Source organism: Pseudomonas sp. C9 (assembly GCF_002000165.1).
Lineage (GTDB): Bacteria > Pseudomonadota > Gammaproteobacteria > Pseudomonadales > Pseudomonadaceae > Aquipseudomonas.
On the sequence record NZ_MPAK01000001.1, the window covers coordinates 414,884 to 432,994 of the forward strand.

General features: G+C 57.3%; 24 protein-coding genes and 1 pseudogene. 7 read left to right on the forward strand and 18 right to left on the reverse strand.

Annotation, left to right across the window (positions count from 1 at the left end; translation table 11 throughout):
- Positions 1–22: 22 nt before the first annotated feature.
- From BMS17_RS01890 to BMS17_RS29545, 4 genes are all read right to left on the reverse strand, one after another.
- Entirely contained in the window at positions 23–1,039 is a 1,017-nt protein-coding gene (locus BMS17_RS01890; protein ID WP_046027601.1) for an ABC transporter substrate-binding protein, read from the reverse strand.
- Between the two features lie 117 nt (positions 1,040–1,156).
- A complete protein-coding gene (locus BMS17_RS01895; RefSeq protein WP_046027603.1) occupies positions 1,157–1,360 on the reverse strand; it encodes a hypothetical protein in 204 nt (67 codons plus the stop codon).
- The gene (locus BMS17_RS01900; protein WP_046027604.1) at positions 1,360–1,830 is read right to left on the reverse strand and encodes a hypothetical protein; all 471 of its coding nucleotides are present in this window, start codon (positions 1,828–1,830) and stop codon (positions 1,360–1,362) included. Before BMS17_RS01900 ends, BMS17_RS01895 begins: the two co-directional genes overlap by 1 nt.
- Positions 1,821–2,087, reverse strand: a complete 267-nt coding sequence (locus tag BMS17_RS29545; protein ID WP_139348054.1) for a hypothetical protein — start codon at positions 2,085–2,087, stop codon at positions 1,821–1,823. Before BMS17_RS29545 ends, BMS17_RS01900 begins: the two co-directional genes overlap by 10 nt.
- Before the next feature lie 151 nt (positions 2,088–2,238).
- Here BMS17_RS29545 and BMS17_RS30530 point away from each other — a divergent pair, with 151 nt between their 5' ends.
- From BMS17_RS30530 to BMS17_RS01915, 3 genes are all read left to right on the forward strand, one after another.
- Complete coding sequence (locus BMS17_RS30530) at positions 2,239–2,487, forward strand: hypothetical protein (RefSeq protein ID WP_077430288.1); 249 nt, start codon at positions 2,239–2,241, stop codon at positions 2,485–2,487.
- Between the two features lie 158 nt (positions 2,488–2,645).
- The gene (locus tag BMS17_RS01910; RefSeq protein WP_046027605.1) at positions 2,646–2,876 is read left to right on the forward strand and encodes a hypothetical protein; all 231 of its coding nucleotides are present in this window, start codon (positions 2,646–2,648) and stop codon (positions 2,874–2,876) included.
- A gap of 130 nt (positions 2,877–3,006) precedes the next feature.
- A complete protein-coding gene (locus BMS17_RS01915; RefSeq protein ID WP_046027606.1) occupies positions 3,007–3,246 on the forward strand; it encodes a DUF2789 domain-containing protein in 240 nt (79 codons plus the stop codon).
- 9 nt (positions 3,247–3,255) lie between these two features.
- Here BMS17_RS01915 and BMS17_RS01920 read toward each other — a convergent pair whose 3' ends face one another.
- The 3 genes from BMS17_RS01920 to BMS17_RS01930 form a co-directional block, all read right to left on the reverse strand.
- Positions 3,256–3,459 (reverse strand): hypothetical protein, encoded by a 204-nt coding sequence (locus BMS17_RS01920; RefSeq protein WP_046027607.1) that lies wholly within the window; start codon positions 3,457–3,459, stop codon positions 3,256–3,258.
- 120 nt (positions 3,460–3,579) lie between these two features.
- Positions 3,580–5,223, reverse strand: coding sequence for a methyl-accepting chemotaxis protein (locus BMS17_RS01925; RefSeq protein ID WP_371916693.1), 1,644 nt, complete (start codon positions 5,221–5,223; stop codon positions 3,580–3,582).
- A 159-nt stretch (positions 5,224–5,382) separates the two neighbouring features.
- Positions 5,383–5,787 (reverse strand): TraR/DksA family transcriptional regulator, encoded by a 405-nt coding sequence (locus BMS17_RS01930; protein WP_007907888.1) that lies wholly within the window; start codon positions 5,785–5,787, stop codon positions 5,383–5,385.
- Positions 5,788–6,151: 364 nt separating this feature from the next.
- Between BMS17_RS01930 and BMS17_RS01935 the strand changes: the two genes are divergently transcribed.
- From BMS17_RS01935 to cax, 3 genes are all read left to right on the forward strand, one after another.
- Positions 6,152–6,763: a glutathione S-transferase gene (locus tag BMS17_RS01935; protein ID WP_046027609.1), complete on the forward strand. Its 612-nt coding sequence runs from the start codon at positions 6,152–6,154 to the stop codon at positions 6,761–6,763.
- 25 nt (positions 6,764–6,788) lie between these two features.
- Entirely contained in the window at positions 6,789–7,892 is a 1,104-nt protein-coding gene (locus BMS17_RS01940; RefSeq protein ID WP_077430290.1) for a DNA alkylation repair protein, read from the forward strand.
- A gap of 365 nt (positions 7,893–8,257) precedes the next feature.
- A complete protein-coding gene (gene cax / locus BMS17_RS01945; RefSeq protein ID WP_077430291.1) occupies positions 8,258–9,331 on the forward strand; it encodes a calcium/proton exchanger in 1,074 nt (357 codons plus the stop codon).
- Between the two features lie 30 nt (positions 9,332–9,361).
- On the opposite strand, the gene BMS17_RS29550 is transcribed toward cax, so the two are convergent.
- The 11 genes and pseudogenes from BMS17_RS29550 to BMS17_RS01995 all read right to left on the reverse strand — a co-directional run bounded on the left by BMS17_RS29550 (position 9,362) and on the right by BMS17_RS01995 (position 16,267).
- On the reverse strand, positions 9,362–9,769 hold the full coding sequence (locus BMS17_RS29550; RefSeq protein ID WP_139348055.1) for a hypothetical protein: 408 nt from the start codon (positions 9,767–9,769) through the stop codon (positions 9,362–9,364).
- A 395-nt stretch (positions 9,770–10,164) separates the two neighbouring features.
- Complete coding sequence (locus BMS17_RS01950; protein WP_077430292.1) at positions 10,165–10,371, reverse strand: co-regulatory protein PtrA N-terminal domain-containing protein; 207 nt, start codon at positions 10,369–10,371, stop codon at positions 10,165–10,167.
- 395 nt (positions 10,372–10,766) lie between these two features.
- Positions 10,767–11,008 (reverse strand): annotated as a pseudogene (locus BMS17_RS30880) (DUF2790 domain-containing protein).
- 142 nt (positions 11,009–11,150) lie between these two features.
- Positions 11,151–11,729, reverse strand: coding sequence for an S-(hydroxymethyl)glutathione synthase (gene gfa, locus BMS17_RS01960; protein WP_046027614.1), 579 nt, complete (start codon positions 11,727–11,729; stop codon positions 11,151–11,153).
- 376 nt (positions 11,730–12,105) lie between these two features.
- Positions 12,106–12,285 (reverse strand): DUF1289 domain-containing protein, encoded by a 180-nt coding sequence (locus BMS17_RS01965; RefSeq protein WP_077430293.1) that lies wholly within the window; start codon positions 12,283–12,285, stop codon positions 12,106–12,108.
- Positions 12,286–12,287: 2 nt separating this feature from the next.
- Complete coding sequence (locus BMS17_RS01970; protein WP_077430294.1) at positions 12,288–12,659, reverse strand: hypothetical protein; 372 nt, start codon at positions 12,657–12,659, stop codon at positions 12,288–12,290.
- Between the two features lie 39 nt (positions 12,660–12,698).
- A complete protein-coding gene (gene dmeF / locus BMS17_RS01975; RefSeq protein ID WP_077430295.1) occupies positions 12,699–13,616 on the reverse strand; it encodes a CDF family Co(II)/Ni(II) efflux transporter DmeF in 918 nt (305 codons plus the stop codon).
- Positions 13,617–13,636: 20 nt separating this feature from the next.
- A complete protein-coding gene (locus BMS17_RS01980; protein ID WP_046027619.1) occupies positions 13,637–13,912 on the reverse strand; it encodes a metal/formaldehyde-sensitive transcriptional repressor in 276 nt (91 codons plus the stop codon).
- Positions 13,913–14,142: 230 nt separating this feature from the next.
- Positions 14,143–14,505, reverse strand: coding sequence for a DUF6124 family protein (locus BMS17_RS01985; RefSeq protein ID WP_077430296.1), 363 nt, complete (start codon positions 14,503–14,505; stop codon positions 14,143–14,145).
- A gap of 585 nt (positions 14,506–15,090) precedes the next feature.
- Positions 15,091–15,306 (reverse strand): DUF4287 domain-containing protein, encoded by a 216-nt coding sequence (locus tag BMS17_RS01990; protein WP_046027629.1) that lies wholly within the window; start codon positions 15,304–15,306, stop codon positions 15,091–15,093.
- Between the two features lie 76 nt (positions 15,307–15,382).
- Positions 15,383–16,267 carry a LysR family transcriptional regulator gene (locus BMS17_RS01995; protein ID WP_077430297.1) on the reverse strand — a complete coding sequence of 295 codons (885 nt, stop codon included), beginning with the start codon at positions 16,265–16,267 and terminating at the stop codon, positions 15,383–15,385.
- Positions 16,268–16,388: 121 nt separating this feature from the next.
- Between BMS17_RS01995 and BMS17_RS02000 the strand changes: the two genes are divergently transcribed.
- The gene (locus BMS17_RS02000; protein WP_077430298.1) at positions 16,389–18,038 is read left to right on the forward strand and encodes a GMC family oxidoreductase; all 1,650 of its coding nucleotides are present in this window, start codon (positions 16,389–16,391) and stop codon (positions 18,036–18,038) included.
- Positions 18,039–18,111 lie beyond the last annotated feature (73 nt).

Genomic DNA, 18,111 nt, shown 5'->3' on the forward strand with positions numbered 1-18,111 from the left:
TACAAACGTGTGCGGCACAGGCTTACTTCAGTTCGGCGGAGACCTTGTCAGCCACCTGCTTTGGCACCCAAGCCTGCCAGATATCCGGATGCGTCTTCATGAACGCTTCCGCTGCCTGGCGTGGCGGGGTGTGTTTTTCGCTCATATCGGCCAGTGCCTTGTTCAGTGAATCGATGGGGAAATCGACCTTGCTGAAGAACTCGACGATCTGCGGGTACTGTTTCTGGAACGGCGTGGACACGCCAATGGACAGCTTCGAGGGCAGCGAACGCGTCGGCTGCGGGTTTGGATTGTCGGCGTCGGTCAGGGTTTTCCAGGCTTCGGCGTCGAAGGGGGGTTCTTCCAGTTGAATCAACTTGAAGCGTCCGAGCAATGGCGTCGGCGACCAGTAATAGAACAGCACCGGCTTGCCCCGATGGATCGATGAAGTGATTTCTGCATCCAGCGCGGCCCCGGAGCCGCTGCGAAAGTTCACGTAGCTGTCGTTCAGGCCATAGGCGGTGAGTTTCTGCTTGTTGACCACTTCCGACGTCCAGCCGATCGGGCTGTTGAGGAAGCGCCCCTTGCCCGGGCTTTCCGGGTCGCTGAACACGTCTTTATATTTAGGCAGGTCGCTGACACTGCGCAAATCCGGCGCTAGCGCCTTGATGCCTTTGGCCGGGTCACCCTTGACCACATACTCCGGGACCCACCAGCCTTCGGTTGCGCCCTTGACCGTATCGCCCAGGCTCGCGACCTTGCCTTCAGCCTCCGCCTTGACCCAGACAGGGCTGCGACCGGCCCATTCTTCACCTATGACCTGAATGTCATTGTTGGCCAGTGCAGTCTCCAGGGTAATGGTGGTTCCCGGCAGGGTATCGGTCGGCAACCCGTAGCCCTTCTCGACGATGATCCGCAGGATATCGGTGATCAGGCTGCCACTTTCCCAATTCAGGTCGGCGAAGTGGATCGGTGCCTGGGCCGCCAATATCGGGACGGGAGATGTTAACAATCCGACGCTGGCCAGGGACGCCGCCAGCAACCGTCGAAATCCTCTCATGCTTTTGCACCTCGTGCTGTTCACAGCAATAGCAGGATGGCCTGATAAACGACCACAAGTCTCAAAATATTCAGTCAATTGACTGTAGTAGAGGATCCTGATTTCGAGGGATGCGAATTACGTTTCGGAAGATTCCTGCAAACGGGCCAGCTCTCTTCTGACCATGCTGGCGTACGCCGCCGGACGCAGCGTATAGATCTGTGACGCCACCCAACTCAGCCAGGCTCCCTGCAGAACTGCCTTCTGCTCGAACAGCCGCAGGGCTTCAGTGTGGGCACTGGCCTGGTTCTGTTCATGGAAATCGGCGCGGGTCACCGACATCACTCACTGGCCTTGAAAGTCACCAGTTCGCCCTTGCGCCACTTGGCGGCTTTGGCAGTTACGGCTTTCAGGGTTTTGGTCAGGCCTTCCTGCAATTGTTGATGAGCGGCGAACACCATCACCACGCTATGACCTTCCTTGAACACAATCGCCTGACCGTCGGGCGTGGTGACAAATGCGTAATCACCCAATCCATACACCGTCAGTTTGATTTCGCGGAACTTGATGTCCAGCTTGCCGCCTTCGCGACTGGGTAGAACAGACGCGCTGAAATGATCACCGACCTTCAGTTTGAGCCCTGGCTTATCGTCCACCACCAGCGCTTCTTCGGTGTCGATCTCGGCAATATAAATGCCTTCGGCATTCTGTTCGGTGATGTAGACGAAACGAGATTGAAACTGTTTAACCAACTTTGCGCGCAAATCACCCAGCACGAACAAAGCATGCATATCGAGATTACTTACTGCCAAGGAAACATCCCCACATCTGAAATTGATGCCGCACGCAAAAAAGCGCACGGCAGAAAATAGCGGCCATGCCGATGGTCTTTCAAAAAACCGGGTTGAAATCCTGATCCTGGCTGAGGGCTCATGCATCGCGAGGTCAGCGAGCCTACTGGAATATCGCTCGCGCCGTCTTCCGTCAAAGTCGTCAGATGTTGAAGGAAATTGCCCTTCTTACCGCCAGAGGAAACCGGATTACCAACTGTAAGGAAAAAACGCTTCAAGAAAAGCACTTTTCCGACATATCAGCCGCAAAAAATTGCTTTAGATGAACACCATTCGCCAACCCGTGGTGGCGATTCTAGAGCAGCGACGCTCACAGAGACTACCCATAACGACGTACATACGTCGGTAAAATAAAGAAAAGGACTTCATATGTGCACGATGACTCACTTTGCAACCGCCCAGCCACCTTACGCTCACAACGCCTCGCCGCTGCATCAGGGGTTGCTCGAAGCACCTCGGTTTCACCCAGAAGAGCCTGCCCGACCAAGGTTTCAGGTGGTTCCGGCAGGTATTGCATTCTTCCACATAAAGGAAACCGCCACAGGACGCGTCAGAGGTTTCCGCGGCGATCATAACCAGGCGTGTGCACTTGCTCGCTCACTTGAATCACGCGAATGAAGCGTCCACCGAATTCATTTCAATAGACGTTTCGTCAAACGCTCGACTTAACTCAGCCGCCGGCGGGCAACAACTGCCATACTGCCCGCCCCATGAAACCCGTTCCCACGTCGGACGGCGTTCAAAACAACAAAACATTTCCAAGGGAAGGCTGCTACGTGACGGAATTTGATATCGGCGAGTTTATGATCCGGGGTGAAGCCAGAGAGATCGATGGCGAATTCCAGGCAGTGATTGTCATGCGCGCCAAACCGAAATTGACCACGGTGACGTATCACCAGGTCGAGAAAGATCGCTGGTTCAAAACAGCGGAAGTCGCCGCTATCGCCGCTCAGGAATCGGCCAAGGAACTGAAGGCTGCCGTCGATGCGGGGGCATTGAAAGCCTGATCATCGAATTTGCCGTCTATGCTCTTTCCTGCTTTGGCACATCCATCGAACTCCTGAAGCGCGGCCTCCTCAGATGCAATGAAGCTGCCCTTCAGATCTCGCACTCGACGCGGCCCGCAAGGAGATGAACATGGATTCACCCACACACGACTTGAAAGGCTTGTTCGACCAACTCGGCCTGGATTCCAGCCAGAAGGCCATCGATGATTTCATCGCCAGCCACTCACCGTTGGCCGACGACAAGAAAATGATCGACGCCGAGTTCTGGACCCCGCAACAAGCCGGCTTTCTGAAAGAGCAACTGCGCGAAGACGCCGATTGGGCGCGGGTGGTCGATGACTTGAACTTGCGCTTGCACCAGCTTCACTAGCCCGCGCAATCAATGCAGGCTGTCAGGTGATTCAGCGCTCAATTGCGCCAACCAGGCAGCCCTGCACTCTTCGGCCTCATCGCGGCTGGAAAACGCCGTCCCCCGGCGCTCACCGTTGAGCAGTACAACCCAACAGACACTCTGCCCCATCGCGCGCAAACAGGCGGGCACACCGCTACCAATCATGACTGCGACATCCACTTTGCTTTGCATGCTGGCCTCTCGAATTTCATTAGCAACCTAACTACATAGGCATGTTAATGAGTTCATTCGCGAGGAAACAGCAACGAGCTTGTATAGCTTCGTTGCCAAAATCGTAACAATCGCCCCCTTTCAGCGAGGAACTTGGGGCTTGTAACCCAAGCGCAAACCGCCCCAATGCCGGCCCTTGACCATGATCGGCACCGAAAGATCGTGCATCAATTCACCTGTGTCGCGGGTATACGTCTGCAACAGCACTGGCTTTTGATGGCTGCCACAACGGATACCGGTGCGGTCGGCGAATTTGCGTTTGGTGCGGTTTTGCAGCGTATCGACCTGCACGTCGCCGGTCAGCGGCTGGCTGAAGACGTTGTTATGCGTCGGCACATATCCCTGTTGAGTGCAGGCGATGGCAAACACCAAGCCTTCATGAAGCGGCAATAACGGTTCCTGTATCGCCGGCAAGACTTGATCGGTATAGCGGTCGAAGCGGGTCTGGAACTTGGGCGGGCTGGTGTTCGGGATCGCCTGGTAATTGCGATCAAACAGGTCATCGAGGCTGACTCGCCCCTGGCTGATGTCCGCTTCAAAGCGCGCCGCAATCTGCATCGCGCCCTCGCGGGCCAAGTCATAGACCCGCTGGTGATAGTCATCCAGCCCGACTTCGGCCAGGCGCTCGCTGATGGACTCAGCCTGACCTTCCATCTGCACGGCGGCCTGGGCCAGGCGCTGGGTCTGTTGGTCGCTGATCGCCAGATCGCTGCGCATCTGCTCGATCGCATGAAACAGGCTGTCGAGTTGTTCGCGATTGGTGTCCGCGCCCCGGGCGATTTCCCCGACCTGGCTTTCGACGCCAGCGGCCAATCGCGCAATGTTTTCCAGGTGCTGCCCCGTGTGCTCGACTTGCTCGACACCCGTGTCGAGGTCGCTGGACAGTTGGCGAATCTGCTCCACGACCTGAGCCGTGCGTTGCTGGATATCGGCAACCATCTCGCCGACTTCGCCGGTCGCCGTCGCGGTTCGCGCCGCCAGGCCACGCACTTCATCGGCCACCACTGCGAACCCGCGACCATGTTCCCCGGCCCGCGCCGCTTCGATTGCGGCGTTCAACGCCAACAGATTGGTCTGGTTGGCGATGGACTGGATCACCAGCGTCACCCGCTGGATATCGTCACTGCGCAGGCTCAGGGCCTCGATCAGCTCGCGACTGTTGCTGGCGCGCTGGCTGAGTTGATGCATTCGGGCGATGGACTCAACCAGCTCTTTACGCCCCGCTGCGCCGCTTTGATGCGCTTCGCTGGCGGCGCCGAGGGCGTCGCGGCTGAGTTTGGAGGTGACTTGTTCGGTAGCGATCATCACTTCGGCGTTGCTGACAATTTGCGCCGCCGCGTTGAGCTGCGATTGCAGTTTGTCCGCCAGTTGCTTGACCGAATAGGCCACTCCGGCCGCCGACAACGCGTTATGACTGGTGGTGTAGGAAAGATCGCGAGTCAATTCGCTGATGGCGCTGGCACTGTCCGCGGGGTTGTCTTGCGGGTTAGCGCGCGAGCGCAGGCGAGGCAACCAGATAATCAACACGGCCAAGGGCAGGCCAAGGTAAAGCGACCCGTAACCCAATGTCATGCCACACAACAAAAGCATCAGGGAGATGCTTTGCAGGGTCGGCGTCAGCCAAGGGTTTTTCGGCAAAAGCACTGGCGCAGGCGCTGCCGCCGCCAGAGATCCGTCTCTCGTCATCTTCGTCACCCCACGATCTTCTAATTGTTGTCTTCGCATTTAACGCCACTACAACGCCATTATCTATGGTCCATTAGTAGTGGGTATTGCAGCAGATCAATAGAGGGGCACAAGTTTTCTACGGACGAAAAAAAGCATCGCGGGCGAGCCTTGCTCCTTCAGGAGTGAGGCTCGCCCGCGATGCGTGGCGCTACGAAATCAGGCCTGACGCTGGTGCTTGTCGATCTGTTCGTGACGCTCTTGAGCTTCGATGCAGTACTTGGTGGTCGGGCTAATCAGCAAGCGCTTCAGGCCAATGGCCTCGCCGCTGTCGTCGCACCAGCCGAAGCTGTCTTCTTTGATGCGTTCCAGAGCCTGTTCCAACTGAGGCAGCATGCGCTGGTCGCGATCGATCGCGTTTACCAGCCAGGTGCGCTCTTCTTCAACAGAAGCTGCATCTGCCGGATCGGCCGGAGTGTCCAGGCTCTCGATGGCGATGCGGTTCTGTTCGATGCGCTCATGGGTTTCGACTTTCATGTTCTGCAACAGCTCGGAGAAAAAAGCATGTTGCTCAGCATTCATGTAGTCATCCGCCGGCATGGCCAGCAACTTGTCCTTTGTCATTGATATCTCTATAAAAAAACGTGCATTAAGGCGAATTAGGGAGCGTTCCGGCTGACCGGGTGAGGCCATCGGAAAGGCGCCGTTTAATTCCAAGCGCCACCCGGCACTCAATTTACGAGGGGCGGCAGTCTAAGGCCGACGTGAGGCCCCAGCAACTGAAAAGTCAGCGAATTTGTCTGACAAGGTGTGCAAAGTGCTCTATAGCAACCGTTGCGGCGGTTATCGGAGTGCGTTTATAGCAAGAAATTCCGTCGAGCGGCTGTATATAGAAGACAAACGGCTGCGCCAGCCCCACCCGTTTGCAGCTAGCGCGAGCTCAGCTAAGGTTGTCCGTCCCGAAATGGCCTTTAAAAGGAATGCATTAATGAAGCTGATCGGCATGCTGGATTCGCCTTATGTACGGCGTGTGGCCATTTGCGCCCAACACCTGGGTATCGACCTGGAGCACCAATCGGTATCGGTGTTCCGGCACTTCGAGCAGTTCCAGCAGATCAACCCGGTGGTCAAGGCGCCGACGCTGGTGTTGGACGACGGCGATGTGTTGATGGATTCGACCCTGATCATCGACTACCTGGAAGCCTTGGCCGGCCCTGGCAAAAGCCTGATGCCCAGCGACCTCAAGCAACGGCTGCGCGCACTGCGCGTGACCGGCCTGGCGTTGGCGGCCTGCGAGAAGTCAGTGCAGCTCTATTACGAACGCAACCTGCGCCCCGTCGATATTCAATTTCAACCATGGGTGGAACGCGTCGAAGGCCAATTGGCGGCGGCCTATGCGGCACTTGAGCGCGAATTGGAAAAACAGCCGCTGGCTGGCGGCGCCTCGATTGCACAGGACGGCATCACAGTAGCGGTCGCCTGGAGCTTCACCAACCTGGTGGTGCCGGATCAGGTCGATGCCGCGCGCTTCCCGCAGATCGCGAAATTCACGGCACAGGCGGAAACGCTTGAGGCATTTATCAATACCCCGATAACCTGAGCCGCCCAGCCCACCGGACTCTCCCATGACCGCCGTCGAACAGACCGCCCCGGCGCTGAAGGAAATCTTCAACGCCGAGCGCCTCAAACACATCGCGACCGAAATGACGGCGGTTTACCCCCGGTTCAACGCCATAGCCTTCCTGAAGATGGCCAACGAAGGCCTCGCCGACCTGTCGATCATGCAACGCATGGCCCGGGTCAGCGAATGCCTGTACGCGGTGCTGCCGCTGGGATATGACGAGTCCCTTGAAGTATTGCGCACCCTCGCCCCACGCCTGAACAGCAGCTTCGTCAGCATCTCGTTGCCGCACTACGTGGCGATGTATGGCGTTCATGATTTCGAGCAGTCGATGGAAGCGCTCAAGTACTTCACCGCATTTGGCTCTTCGGAATTTGCGATCCGGCACTTTCTGCGCAGCGACCTTCCGCGCTCATTAGCGCTGATGCAGCGATGGTCGCTCGATGACAACGAACACGTGCGGCGCCTGGCCAGCGAAGGTTGCCGCCCGCGTTTGCCGTGGTCGTTCCGACTCGAACAGATCCAGGCCGATCCGACACTGGCTGCGTCGATCCTCGACAACCTAAAGACTGATGAAAGCCTGTATGTGCGCAAGTCCGTGGCCAACCACCTCAATGACATCACCAAGGATCATCCCGACTGGGTGCTGGACCTGATTGAAGGGTGGCCGCTGGATAACAAGCACACAGCGTGGATTGCCAAACATGCGTTGCGCAGTCTGATCAAACAGGGCAATCAGCGAGCGTTGGCCGTCATTGGCGCCAGCGGCAAGGCTGAGGTCGAGATGGTCGGGGTTAAAGTTGAACCGGCAGTGATTCGTCTGGGGGAGAAAATCTCCCTCTCGTTCACTGTGAAATCCACGGTGTCAGAGAGTCAGCGACTGGTAATCGATTACGCGATTGATTACGTCAAAGCCAACGGCGGTACATCGGCGAAGGTGTTCAAGCTCAAGGCGTTGACGTTGCCGGGCAAGGCCACAGAGTTCGTCAGTCGCTCTCAGCAGATCAAAGAGCTCACTACTCGCAAACACTATGTGGGCAAACACGCGGTGCACATTCTGGTGAACGGCGAACGCCTGGCCAGCACCTCATTCGAAATCCTCGCTTAGCTTGTAGCAGCTCGTCCGCTGTAGCAGCTGCCGAGCCCGCGAGGCTGCGTTCGGCAGCGCAGCTGTCGTGAAATCAGGCCGCGCGGTGTTTCAGAAAGACCGCGTATGCAGGTTTTGCGACTGCTACGCAGCCTCGCAGGCTCGACAGCTGCTACAGCGGACATAGCGCTGCTACAAACTATCAATACATCCGTCCCGTTAGTTGATGCCTGAGTTATCCAGAACCATTTCCAATACCTCGCTGACCCGACTTGGCGGCCCGACGTCAACTTCACAAAGTTTTTAGACGAGATGACGTTTGCCGACCATCCTTACGAGACTTCCGTCCCCATGGATCACTTCGCATCAGCGCGAGGAAGACTTCGATGCTCAACTGGATGCTGGTTTTCGTTCCCATCGCCATTGTCGTGGAATATGTCGCAGCAGACTTCCATCTGCTGGTCTTCCTGATGGCGGCCCTGGCCATAGTGCCGCTCGCAGGTTGGTTGGGACGGGCTACCGAGCATCTGGCGGAACGCTCCGGCGAGGGCGTTGGCGGGCTGCTGAATGCGACGTTCGGCAACGCGACCGAGCTGATCATTGCCCTGAGCGCCTTGCGCGCGGGTCTCTTTGATGTGGTGAAAGCGTCTATCGTCGGGTCCATCGTCGGCAACATCCTGCTGGTGTTGGGCGTGGCCATGCTGGCTGGCGGGTGTCGTCACCATGAACAGCAATACAACATTTCCGGGGCGCGCTCCCAGGCTACCCTACTGACCCTGGCTACCATCGCGCTGATTCTCCCGGCTGCCTACAACGCCGTCATCACGCCCCGAAATCCACAGGGTCTGCAGTCGCTGAGTCTGTACATCTCGCTGATTTTGCTGGTGGTATACGGCTTGTTCCTGGTGTATTCGCTGGTCACCCACAAAAGCCTGTTTTCCGGTACATCCAACACCGAGCAAAGCCCGGATCAACCGCGTCCCTGGTCAACGCGCAAAGCGTTGCTGGTGCTTGGCGGGTCGACGGTACTGATCGCGTGGATCAGCGAGATTCTGGTCGGCGCCATCGAACCCAGTGCTCATCAGCTCGGCCTGAGCAACCTCTTTGTCGGTGTATTTGTCGTGGCCATCCTCGGCAATGCCGCCGAGCATGTCTCAGCCGTCTCGGCCGCCATGAAAAACCGCATGGACCTTGCGCTGTCGATCGCGATCGGCTCCAGCGTTCAGGTGGCCCTGCTGGTCGCTCCCATTCTGGTATTGGCCAGCCATTTCATTGGTCCGACGCCCATGGGGTTGGCCTTTTCCGCAGGGTTGGTGCTGAGCGTCCTGTTGGCGGTGCTGATTACCGGGCAGGTCGCCGGCGATGGCCGTTCGGACTGGCTCAAAGGTGTGCAATTGCTGGCGGTGTACCTGATCCTTGGCCTGGCGTTTTTCTTCACACCTGATGCGTCCATTCCATAAAGCGGCCCCTATACCTCTAGCCTGTAGTCCTTAAAATAGCCGGGTGATTTCATTCAAGACCCGATCCTGGGCTTGAGGACTTGGCCTGTGGCGATAAGCCACTGCGAAAAAAGCAACGCCTTCGTAGTCACAGCGAATCGAAAAAGTCATACCTTCACGCAACCCAAAGACTGATCGGTCCCCTGCATCAACAAAATATCTCGCTTTTGTAAGAGCCGCTCTGGCGTGCTTCAGGCAGTCAGATTGGCTAAACGAGTGTTGCAGCCAACTAGTAGTGACACGCACAGACGAAGTCTCGCTGTCATCGATAGGTGGCTGAGTAATGACTTTAGTAGGTGCAGTAATGTTATCGTCGCTGGCGCAAGCGGTCAGCCCCATTGAAATAACACCCAGTAAAAAACCCAAACGAAGTTTCGAATGCTTAAGTGCGTTTCGCATCGTGGGGCGTTCCTGTGACGATCTGCAATGAACGAAGTGGCAGTTACTAACGTAATAGCGGGTTTCTGCTATTTTGCTACCTATGTTCAGTGAATGCGACCAATGGTCCTATGTAGGTCGGTCATTTTGTTCTCGAAATCCATGCTGACTAACTGAGCGTTTTCAGATTCAACGTATAAGCGGTAGCTTCAAGCCGACATTCGTTTTTTACACAGTCTGGGCCGATTGCTGCCTGTCGCGAAGGCAGCAATCGACTGTGGATTCAACTGGACGATGCAACATACCAACTGTTGTGTAAACGGGATCTCGGTTAAACCGGCACTTGCAGCACCTTGCGTGCTGCATCTGAGACTTGAGACTGTACATCTCTGTCAGCCGGGGACGCGCTGCACAGATTAGCTTTTGGCCTGATTGATCGGCCTGGCTTTGCTTTCAGCTACAGCGCCTTCAGCCTTCTGTTTCTGTGCAACCTGGAAGGCTTCCATCGAGACTTTCCGGGCCGCCTCCATGCGTGTGAAGGTGCGATCACCGCCACCTGTGGCCATAGCCAGAGAAGAAGCGGTCAGCGTGGCGACTACCAAGAGAGCTTTCATGGATTTCATTTGGGTATCCTCAAGTGAGACTTTGTAAACAGCTAACAGTGGACATTACTGGCCAAAACCGAACCGCCTTATTCAACTTGATCTCACCACGTAAATATTCCAAGGAGGACAAAGAGAACACATGACCTCTTGATTACAACAGCGAATCAACATGACTCTCAGCACGACTTGATTGGAGCTTGCCGTTACTGACTACAATTAAGGCCCAGTAATTTCCACTCATTAATCTTGCAGTATTGCGCCACCAAGTTAATGGAAAGCTTCGCGAATGAACTTTTACTCATTCGATTATTTTCATTTCGAGATAATAAAAACCTGATTCGCACTGAGTGCATATGAGGTTTAACTTCCGCTTCTGGGTACAGGCGAGGCTCAGACCACATTCGGCGAGCGGATCAGGCAATGCTGGTGGAGTTGGCCGGGCTTGCGCCCCATTCAAGGAAACGGATTTTGTGAACCTCGCCCTCGCTATCTGCGTAGACCAGGGTCACCGGTACCAGGCCAGTCTTGTCGGAAGTGTCGGTACGTTGCAGTACCCTCTCATCCCGTAGTGGTATTCGACGGCTGAGATATGCGCAACGGGGTCTTGCAGGTCATTCTGGGCAAATACACTTGGCGCGATAGCCAATGCCTGCATTTACCAAGGCCGCCAGATGCTGGAAAAGCTTCGAAAGCAACGGCTGGCGAGCCGGGGGGAAAATGTCAGGAATTGACCGTTATCTGCCTGATGCAGTGAATCGGAGCCGCGGTCCGGAAAAGAAACCGCGGCGACCGAACAATCAGGCGGCTGGGAGCAAGCCTTTCTGTTTGGCGACATGAGTCGCCATTGCGTCCATCAAGTCCGGGGACAGGCAGTCATAGGGTTCGAGGCCGATCGAGCGCAAGCGCTCGCGGATAGCCTTCATTTGCGCTGGCGGTGTGCCGGTTTCGATGATGGAGGACACGAACGCCGCGAATCCTGGCGCAGCCCATCCGCGCTGTGGCGAAAGCTCGGTGTGGACGAAATCCAGGCCATAAAACGCATGGTTCTTGTTCTCGATGCGCCCAAAGAGATGGGCGTGACATTGCTTGCAGGCGTGGCGCTGGATGGTGGCGGACTCGTCGACAATCGCCAGTTTTTCGCCGTGGGCAATGACGCTGACCTTATCTCGAGGCACCACGGCGATGACGGCGAATGTCGCGTTTTGTGGTTTCCAGCATTTGCTGCAGCCGCACGCGTGGTTATGCAGGGTTTGTGCGTCGATCTTGACCTCGACCTTGTCGGTCGCACACAGGCATTGCAAGGTGCCACCTGTGAAATTCGCGGCGGCGGGTTGGATACCGTTGTCCAGTGCTGGGTGAAGTTGCAAGGTGCTCATGCTGGCGTCTCCGATTCAGGGTGTCAGACAAAAGTGCCTGGGGCCGTGCCCCAGACCGGTAGTTCATCGGAACTCGATGACAGCGCGGATCGATTGGCCTTCATGTATCAGATCGAACCGCGCGGATTTCGAAAAGGACACAGTGCATAAACGACTGACCTCCTTCGGTGCGACCGGTCGATTACCCAGATCAAGAATAGTCTGCGATGACGCCTCGAGCACGGCCAGGCCCAGCTAACGGTAGAGGCAACAGGTGCTTACAGGAAAACCGCGTTTGCCGATGGCGAGGACTACGTCCTCGAACGCAGCCTGGCGGACTCGGCAGAGGCTACAAATGCAGGCACTGATTAACCTCCCACTGTGCGGGCGGGTCCGATCAGAATGTTTTCTTCAGCCCTTTCAAGCGCACTTTCGCCCTTTGCACAGCGGCCATTTTTTCAGGCCGCTTCATGCGCTTCCACTTTTTGATGTCTTCCTTGCTTCGCCCGCAACTCACGCACAGATCCCCACTCAGTTGACATACCGAGATGCAGGGATTTTCGATTTCTTTAGCCATTGTCAGTCCCCCTTGGCCGCACGTGATTGAGCCAGGCGCTTTTGCCAATCGCCACCGTGAGTGCGTTGGCACTCTTCCTCGGAGTCGAAACGGACACTGTGGTCTGAAAGGTTCAGGTCGATATTGGCCTCATTCAACGCGATAGCCGTCAGCTCAAAGATGCGCGTCTTGGTGTCAGCCAGGGCGATTTTTTTATCGGCCAAGGTTTCAAATACCCAGATGACCTTCAGGGTCTCAGCCAACGCGTTCAGGTCAGCGGTGTGAGTGAGCCAGGCAAACCCTTTGATTTCACCCTTTGCTGTTTCGCACGCCTCGGTGAGCGTGGTTATCAACCGGCGTTCGATCCGCGCCAGTTCGCGTTTCCCTGGGGGCATTGCGGGTTCCTTTGGAGACAATTAAGGGGAGGCGCTGAATCAGACCGGTCGAAATTCGACCGTCAGATGGCTGACTTCGTGAACCGGCTTGAGACGTTCACGAATGCTGTCGGCGTTCGCAGTGGCCTCACCCAGGACGCTGACGATGGCCGCATGGGCTTGCGGTCCGACCCGCCAGACGTGCAAGTCGGTGATGGTGGCATCTCCCGGTTTTTCAACCAGTTCGCGAATTTCCTCGGCAACGTGCGCATCGGTCTGATCCAGCAGTACACCTGCGGTGACCCCCATCAATGTCCATGCCCAACGCGCAATAACGATGGCGCCGACGATGCCCATGACCGGGTCCAGCCACACCCAACCGAGATACCGGCCAGCGAGCAGTGCAGCGATGGCCAGAACCGAAGTCAGCGCGTCCGCGATGACGTGGACGTAGGCCGATTTCAGGTTGTTGTCGTTCCCGTGATGGGCATGGCCATGATCATCATGATCGTGGCCATGACTGTGTCCGTGGCCCAGCAGCAGGGCACTGACAATGTTGACGATCAAACCGGCAATCGCGATGAGCGTAGCGGTGCCGAACTGAACGTCCGTAGGCTGCAAGAGGCGCATGACAGACTCAACGCCAATTCCCAGGGAAACCATACCGAGAATCAGCGCCGAGGCGAACCCGCCCAAGTCTCCAACCTTTCCAGTACCGAAACTGTAGCGCTGGCTGGAAGCGTGGCGTTTTGCGTAACCGTAGGCGGCCGCCGCAATGCCCAATGCGCCGGCATGGGTTGCCATATGGAAGCCATCGGCCAGTAACGCCATCGAGCCCGTGATATAGCCGGCGGTGATCTCACCAACCATCATCACAACGGTCAGTGCCACAACCCAAAGCGTACGCTTGGCATTTTCGTCGTGCGCTGAGCCAAGGAACATATGGTCGTGTGTGTAGTTGATACGGGAGCTACTCATGAGTGGGTACCTGGATGCGTTCACTTCGAGTAACGGCGAATGGCTTCAAGAAGCTCTTCGACGCCCTTGTTTCGCTCCTCTTCACTGAGTGCAGGGTTCGCGACGTGCTCCCGGGCGTGGTCCTCAATGATTTCCTCCATCAGCCCGTTGATGGCTCCGCGGGTGGCGGCCACCAGGTGCAGCGTTTTGGCGCAATCGAGATCCGATTCCAATGCCCGTTCAACGGCCTGGATTTGCCCGGCGATACGTTTTACGCGCTTGAGCAGTTCGTCTTTGTTGGCTGCGATGTGACCCATTTGATACCCCCCCCACCTATGCATTGCGCATGATAGGCATACCCCCTATACCTATGCAAATCGTCTGATGCACAGACCACCTGAGGGTTGGAGCGAGAGGGTCTTGAATGCCCGATAACAGCCGCTACTGATCCGGCTTTTCCAAAACGTTGATACTTCACGCATACCGATGCGGACGTGCTACCTCCCTGCGTGGCAACGGGCTAACCGTTCGCCACGCGGGATTTTTCTTACGCCGTCGGCTCCACGTTATCCAACGCTTGATTCACCGCCAGTTCCCCCAACATCACCACTTGCGTAATCCCCAGCAGGGTCTTGCGGTTTGAGTTGTCCAATAACGCCGCAAGATTGCTGAGCATGGTGGTCGCCGAGCCCAATGATTCGCTGGCGTTGGCCAGCAGGGATTCGGTGTCGCACTTAGGGTTGGCGAGGAACATCGGTTCGGGTTCGTGGGTGCTGGCCATGATTTGGGCGGCCGGGTTGAGGTAGTGGTCGAGGGCGCGCTCGGCGGCTTCGTGGAGTTTTTTGGAATCGAGGGATTCGTAGGGGGATGCCGGATCGGTTTCCGGTGGGTTTGGCGTTGGCTTGATCATAGATAGAACCTCTAGCGCGAATACTGAAGGAGCCATCACCCTCGCTACCAAACGAAGGGTGGTGGCCATACGCAGGTTGGTAGACCGGTCGCACTAGAACCCGGCGCCCACGAATGGGCCCCACGCATGACCACCATGAAAGCAAAGTCTTAAAAACGACTGTGCAAGGTGACGCCATACATCTAGGCAAAAACCGGGCTACCAAACCCGATCACTGATTTTCAGTGACCCAGCAACGATAGAAGCCCTGTCCTAGACGCACAAGCCGGCGGATTCTGTCTTACCTGTGGGCAGCGGCGCAAGGCGTTGTAGCCTTTGGGTGGTAACAGGAGGCTTCGTTTAAACAGTCAGGATTTTTGTTGTTTAAGCGTAAGTGAAACAGAGGATTCTCTCGCTGCGTCAGCCGATCGAAATCCATGGGGGAGCGACCTTGCTCCGGGCGGCGTACCGACGATATCGGTGTGTCAGCGGCATCGATGTTGAATGGGCCTCCGTCATCGCGAGCAAGCTCGGCTCCCACAGGGTTTGGTGTTTTGTCTGAAGGGTGTTGGGAGGGCATGAACATGCCCTGCCCGCCCGGCTCAGTCACTTCTTGCCGGCCGCTAAATAATGCGCAACCAAAGCATTGGCATGCCCATGCCCCATACCGTGCTCAGCCTTCAGCCAGGCCACCATTTCCATGTGCTTCTTGCCACTCACTGCCCCAAGCAAATCCAGCCAGTGGCTGATGGGCTGTCCATACTTTTTCTCAATGGACGGGAAGTACGACGCGGGTCCTTTTACTGTTGTCTCATCGGTCATGCTGCAAGCTCCCTTTATCACGACGGAGTGTCGGATAACGCTCCTTGTCGTCATCCATTGGCTGGACGCAAAAACATTAGCCCAACAACAACGCCTGCTCAACTTCACACAACTCCACCACGTAATCCCACAGCACGCGCAGCCGCACCGATTTGTGCAGCTCGCGCCGCGTACTGATCCAGTAGCTGCGCTGGATGCTCTCCTCCGGCAGCAATGGCACGAGTTCCGGATCTGCGCTGGCCATGTAGCACGGCAACACCGCAATCCCCAACCCAGAACGCGCCGCCTGTTGCTGGGCGATGACGCTGGTGCTGTGGAACACCACCTGGGGATTGCGGCAGAAGCTGTTGAGGAACATCAGTTCCTGGCTGAACAGCAGGTCGTCGACATAGCCGATCCAGGCGTGACGAGCGAGGTCTTCGCGGCTGCGCAAGGGTGGCGAGCGGTCCAGGTACGCCTGGCTGGCATACAGCGCCAGGCGATAGTCGGTGAGTTTGCGGGTGACCAGCATGTCGGCGGCCGGGCGTTCGAGGTGGATGCTGATTTCGGCTTCGCGGTTGAGGATGCTGACGAAGCGCGGTACGGCCACCAGTTCCACTTCCAGCCCCGGGTAGCGCTCGAACAAACCGTTCATGCGACTGGCCAGGAACATGATGCCCAGCCCTTCCGTCACCCCGACGCGAATCTTGCCCAGCGGTGCCGTGGACTGGGTGATTTCTTCCTGGGCCAGCAGCGCGACGTTTTCCATCGCTTCGGCGTGTTTGAGCAGCGCTTCGCCGGCCGGCGTCAATTCGTAACCCTGCGCATGCTGGACGAACAGCGCCGTGCCGAGGCTCTTTTCGATGGCCTCGATGTGCCGCGCGACCGTGGCGTGGGTGGTGTTCAAACGGCGCGCGGCGGTGAGCAAACGCCCGCTGCGCTGCAATTCAAGAAAAAACCGCAAGTCATTCCAGTCAAACATGATCCGTCCTTGAAGTGATGCTGTTTAAAAACGCACAGCGGCTGCGCAAAAACTAACATTCTTTTGACGAAAGCTAACAACTAGGATGACCGACAACAAGAACAACAAGACGAGGTCAGGGATGTCGACTTCCCCAGATGAATACGACTACATCGTGGTCGGTGCCGGGCCGGCCGGTTGTTTGTTGGCCAATCGACTGTCGGCCAACCCGCAACACAGGGTCTTGCTGTTCGAAGCCGGCGGCCGCGATAACTACGCGTGGATTCACATCCCCGTGGGTTACCTGTTTTGCATCGGCAACCCGCGCACCGACTGGTGCTTCAAAACCGAGGCGCAACCCGGCCTGCAGGGGCGGACGCTGAGTTACCCACGCGGCAAGGTCCTCGGCGGGTGTTCCTCGATCAACGGCATGATCTACATGCGTGGCCAGGCGGGCGACTATGATCGCTGGGCCGCCGACGGCAATCCGGGCTGGAGCTGGAACGACGTATTGCCGCTATTCAAGAAGAGCGAAAACCACTTTGCTGGCGATTCGGAATTTCACGGTGCCGCCGGCGACTGGCGGGTCGAACGTCAGCGGTTGTCGTGGCCGATTCTGGATGCCTTCCGCAGCGCTGCCGAGCAAAGCGGTATCGCCAGCATCGACGATTTCAACCAGGGCGATAACGAAGGCTGCGGTTACTTTCAGGTCAATCAGAAGGCCGGAATCCGCTGGAACGCGGCCAAGGCGTTTCTCAAACCGATCCGCCACCGTGCCAACCTGACGGTGCTGACCGACGTTGAGGTCGACCGTGTGCTGCTGGAAAACGGCCGCGCCTGCGCCGTCCTCACACGCTGTCAAGGCCAGGCGAAAACCTTCAAGGCACGTAGGGAAATCGTCTTGTGTGCCGGCTCCGTCGGCTCACCGGGCATCCTCCAGCGCTCGGGGATCGGCCCTCGCCCGCTGCTGCAAAAACTGGGGATCGGCGTTGCCCATGAGCTGCCGGGCGTGGGCGGTAACCTGCAGGATCACCTGCAACTGCGACTGATCTATAAGTTGGAAAACGCGCGCACGCTAAATCAGATCGCCGGCAGCGTGTGGGGCAAGATGGGCATGGGCCTGCGCTATTTGTATGACCGCAGCGGCCCGCTCTCCATGGCGCCGAGTCAACTGGGGGCCTTCGCCCGCTCGGGGCCGGAACAGACCTCGGCGAATCTCGAATACCACGTGCAACCCTTGTCGCTGGAACGCTTCGGCGAACCGTTGCACCCCTTCCCCGCCTTTACCGCCTCTGTCTGTGATTTGCGGCCGCAAAGCCGTGGCCGAGTGGACATTCGTTCAGCCGACCCACAGCAAGCGCCGCTGATTCAGCCCAACTATCTGAGCCACCCAGAGGATTTGCGCGTCGCGGCCGACGCCATTCGCCTGACCCGCCGCATCGTCGCCGCACCGGCCCTGCAGGCCTTCAATCCGGTCGAGTACATGCCCGGCGATCGTTTGCAGACCGAGGAAGAATTGCACCAGGCCGCCGCGCAAATCGGCACCACCATTTTTCACCCGGTCGGCACGTGCCGGATGGGCAACGACGCAGACGCAGTGGTCGACGCCGAACTGCGTGTCCACGGCGTTCCCGGTCTGCGCATTGCCGATGCGTCGATCATGCCGCGCATCACCTCCGGCAATACCTGTTCGCCAACGCTGATGATTGCCGAAAAAGCCGCGCAGTTGATGCTCGACTCACCCACAAGGAGTTTTGCCCCGAACGAAACCGCACTGACCGCAGTCTCTTGATCAAGGAATAGCGGCGCCAGCCCACAAGACCGGCGCCGACAGTGGAACAACAAAAACAATCACTGTGAGGGAT

Coding starts and splice junctions, on each gene's coding strand:
- BMS17_RS01890 (WP_046027601.1), bottom strand. CDS start 1,039: ATGAGAGGATTTCGACGGTTGCTGGCGGCGTCCCTGGCCAGCGTCGGA.
- BMS17_RS01895 (WP_046027603.1), bottom strand. CDS start 1,360: ATGTCGGTGACCCGCGCCGATTTCCATGAACAGAACCAGGCCAGTGCC.
- BMS17_RS30530 (WP_077430288.1), top strand. CDS start 2,239: ATGTGCACGATGACTCACTTTGCAACCGCCCAGCCACCTTACGCTCAC.
- BMS17_RS01915 (WP_046027606.1), top strand. CDS start 3,007: ATGGATTCACCCACACACGACTTGAAAGGCTTGTTCGACCAACTCGGC.
- BMS17_RS01920 (WP_046027607.1), bottom strand. CDS start 3,459: ATGCAAAGCAAAGTGGATGTCGCAGTCATGATTGGTAGCGGTGTGCCC.
- BMS17_RS01925 (WP_371916693.1), bottom strand. CDS start 5,223: ATGCGAAGACAACAATTAGAAGATCGTGGGGTGACGAAGATGACGAGA.
- BMS17_RS01930 (WP_007907888.1), bottom strand. CDS start 5,787: ATGACAAAGGACAAGTTGCTGGCCATGCCGGCGGATGACTACATGAAT.
- BMS17_RS01935 (WP_046027609.1), top strand. CDS start 6,152: ATGAAGCTGATCGGCATGCTGGATTCGCCTTATGTACGGCGTGTGGCC.
- BMS17_RS01940 (WP_077430290.1), top strand. CDS start 6,789: ATGACCGCCGTCGAACAGACCGCCCCGGCGCTGAAGGAAATCTTCAAC.
- cax (WP_077430291.1), top strand. CDS start 8,258: ATGCTCAACTGGATGCTGGTTTTCGTTCCCATCGCCATTGTCGTGGAA.
- BMS17_RS29550 (WP_139348055.1), bottom strand. CDS start 9,769: ATGCGAAACGCACTTAAGCATTCGAAACTTCGTTTGGGTTTTTTACTG.
- BMS17_RS01950 (WP_077430292.1), bottom strand. CDS start 10,371: ATGAAATCCATGAAAGCTCTCTTGGTAGTCGCCACGCTGACCGCTTCT.
- gfa (WP_046027614.1), bottom strand. CDS start 11,729: ATGAGCACCTTGCAACTTCACCCAGCACTGGACAACGGTATCCAACCC.
- BMS17_RS01965 (WP_077430293.1), bottom strand. CDS start 12,285: ATGGCTAAAGAAATCGAAAATCCCTGCATCTCGGTATGTCAACTGAGT.
- BMS17_RS01970 (WP_077430294.1), bottom strand. CDS start 12,659: ATGCCCCCAGGGAAACGCGAACTGGCGCGGATCGAACGCCGGTTGATA.
- dmeF (WP_077430295.1), bottom strand. CDS start 13,616: ATGAGTAGCTCCCGTATCAACTACACACACGACCATATGTTCCTTGGC.
- BMS17_RS01980 (WP_046027619.1), bottom strand. CDS start 13,912: ATGGGTCACATCGCAGCCAACAAAGACGAACTGCTCAAGCGCGTAAAA.
- BMS17_RS01985 (WP_077430296.1), bottom strand. CDS start 14,505: ATGATCAAGCCAACGCCAAACCCACCGGAAACCGATCCGGCATCCCCC.
- BMS17_RS01990 (WP_046027629.1), bottom strand. CDS start 15,306: ATGACCGATGAGACAACAGTAAAAGGACCCGCGTCGTACTTCCCGTCC.
- BMS17_RS01995 (WP_077430297.1), bottom strand. CDS start 16,267: ATGTTTGACTGGAATGACTTGCGGTTTTTTCTTGAATTGCAGCGCAGC.
- BMS17_RS02000 (WP_077430298.1), top strand. CDS start 16,389: ATGTCGACTTCCCCAGATGAATACGACTACATCGTGGTCGGTGCCGGG.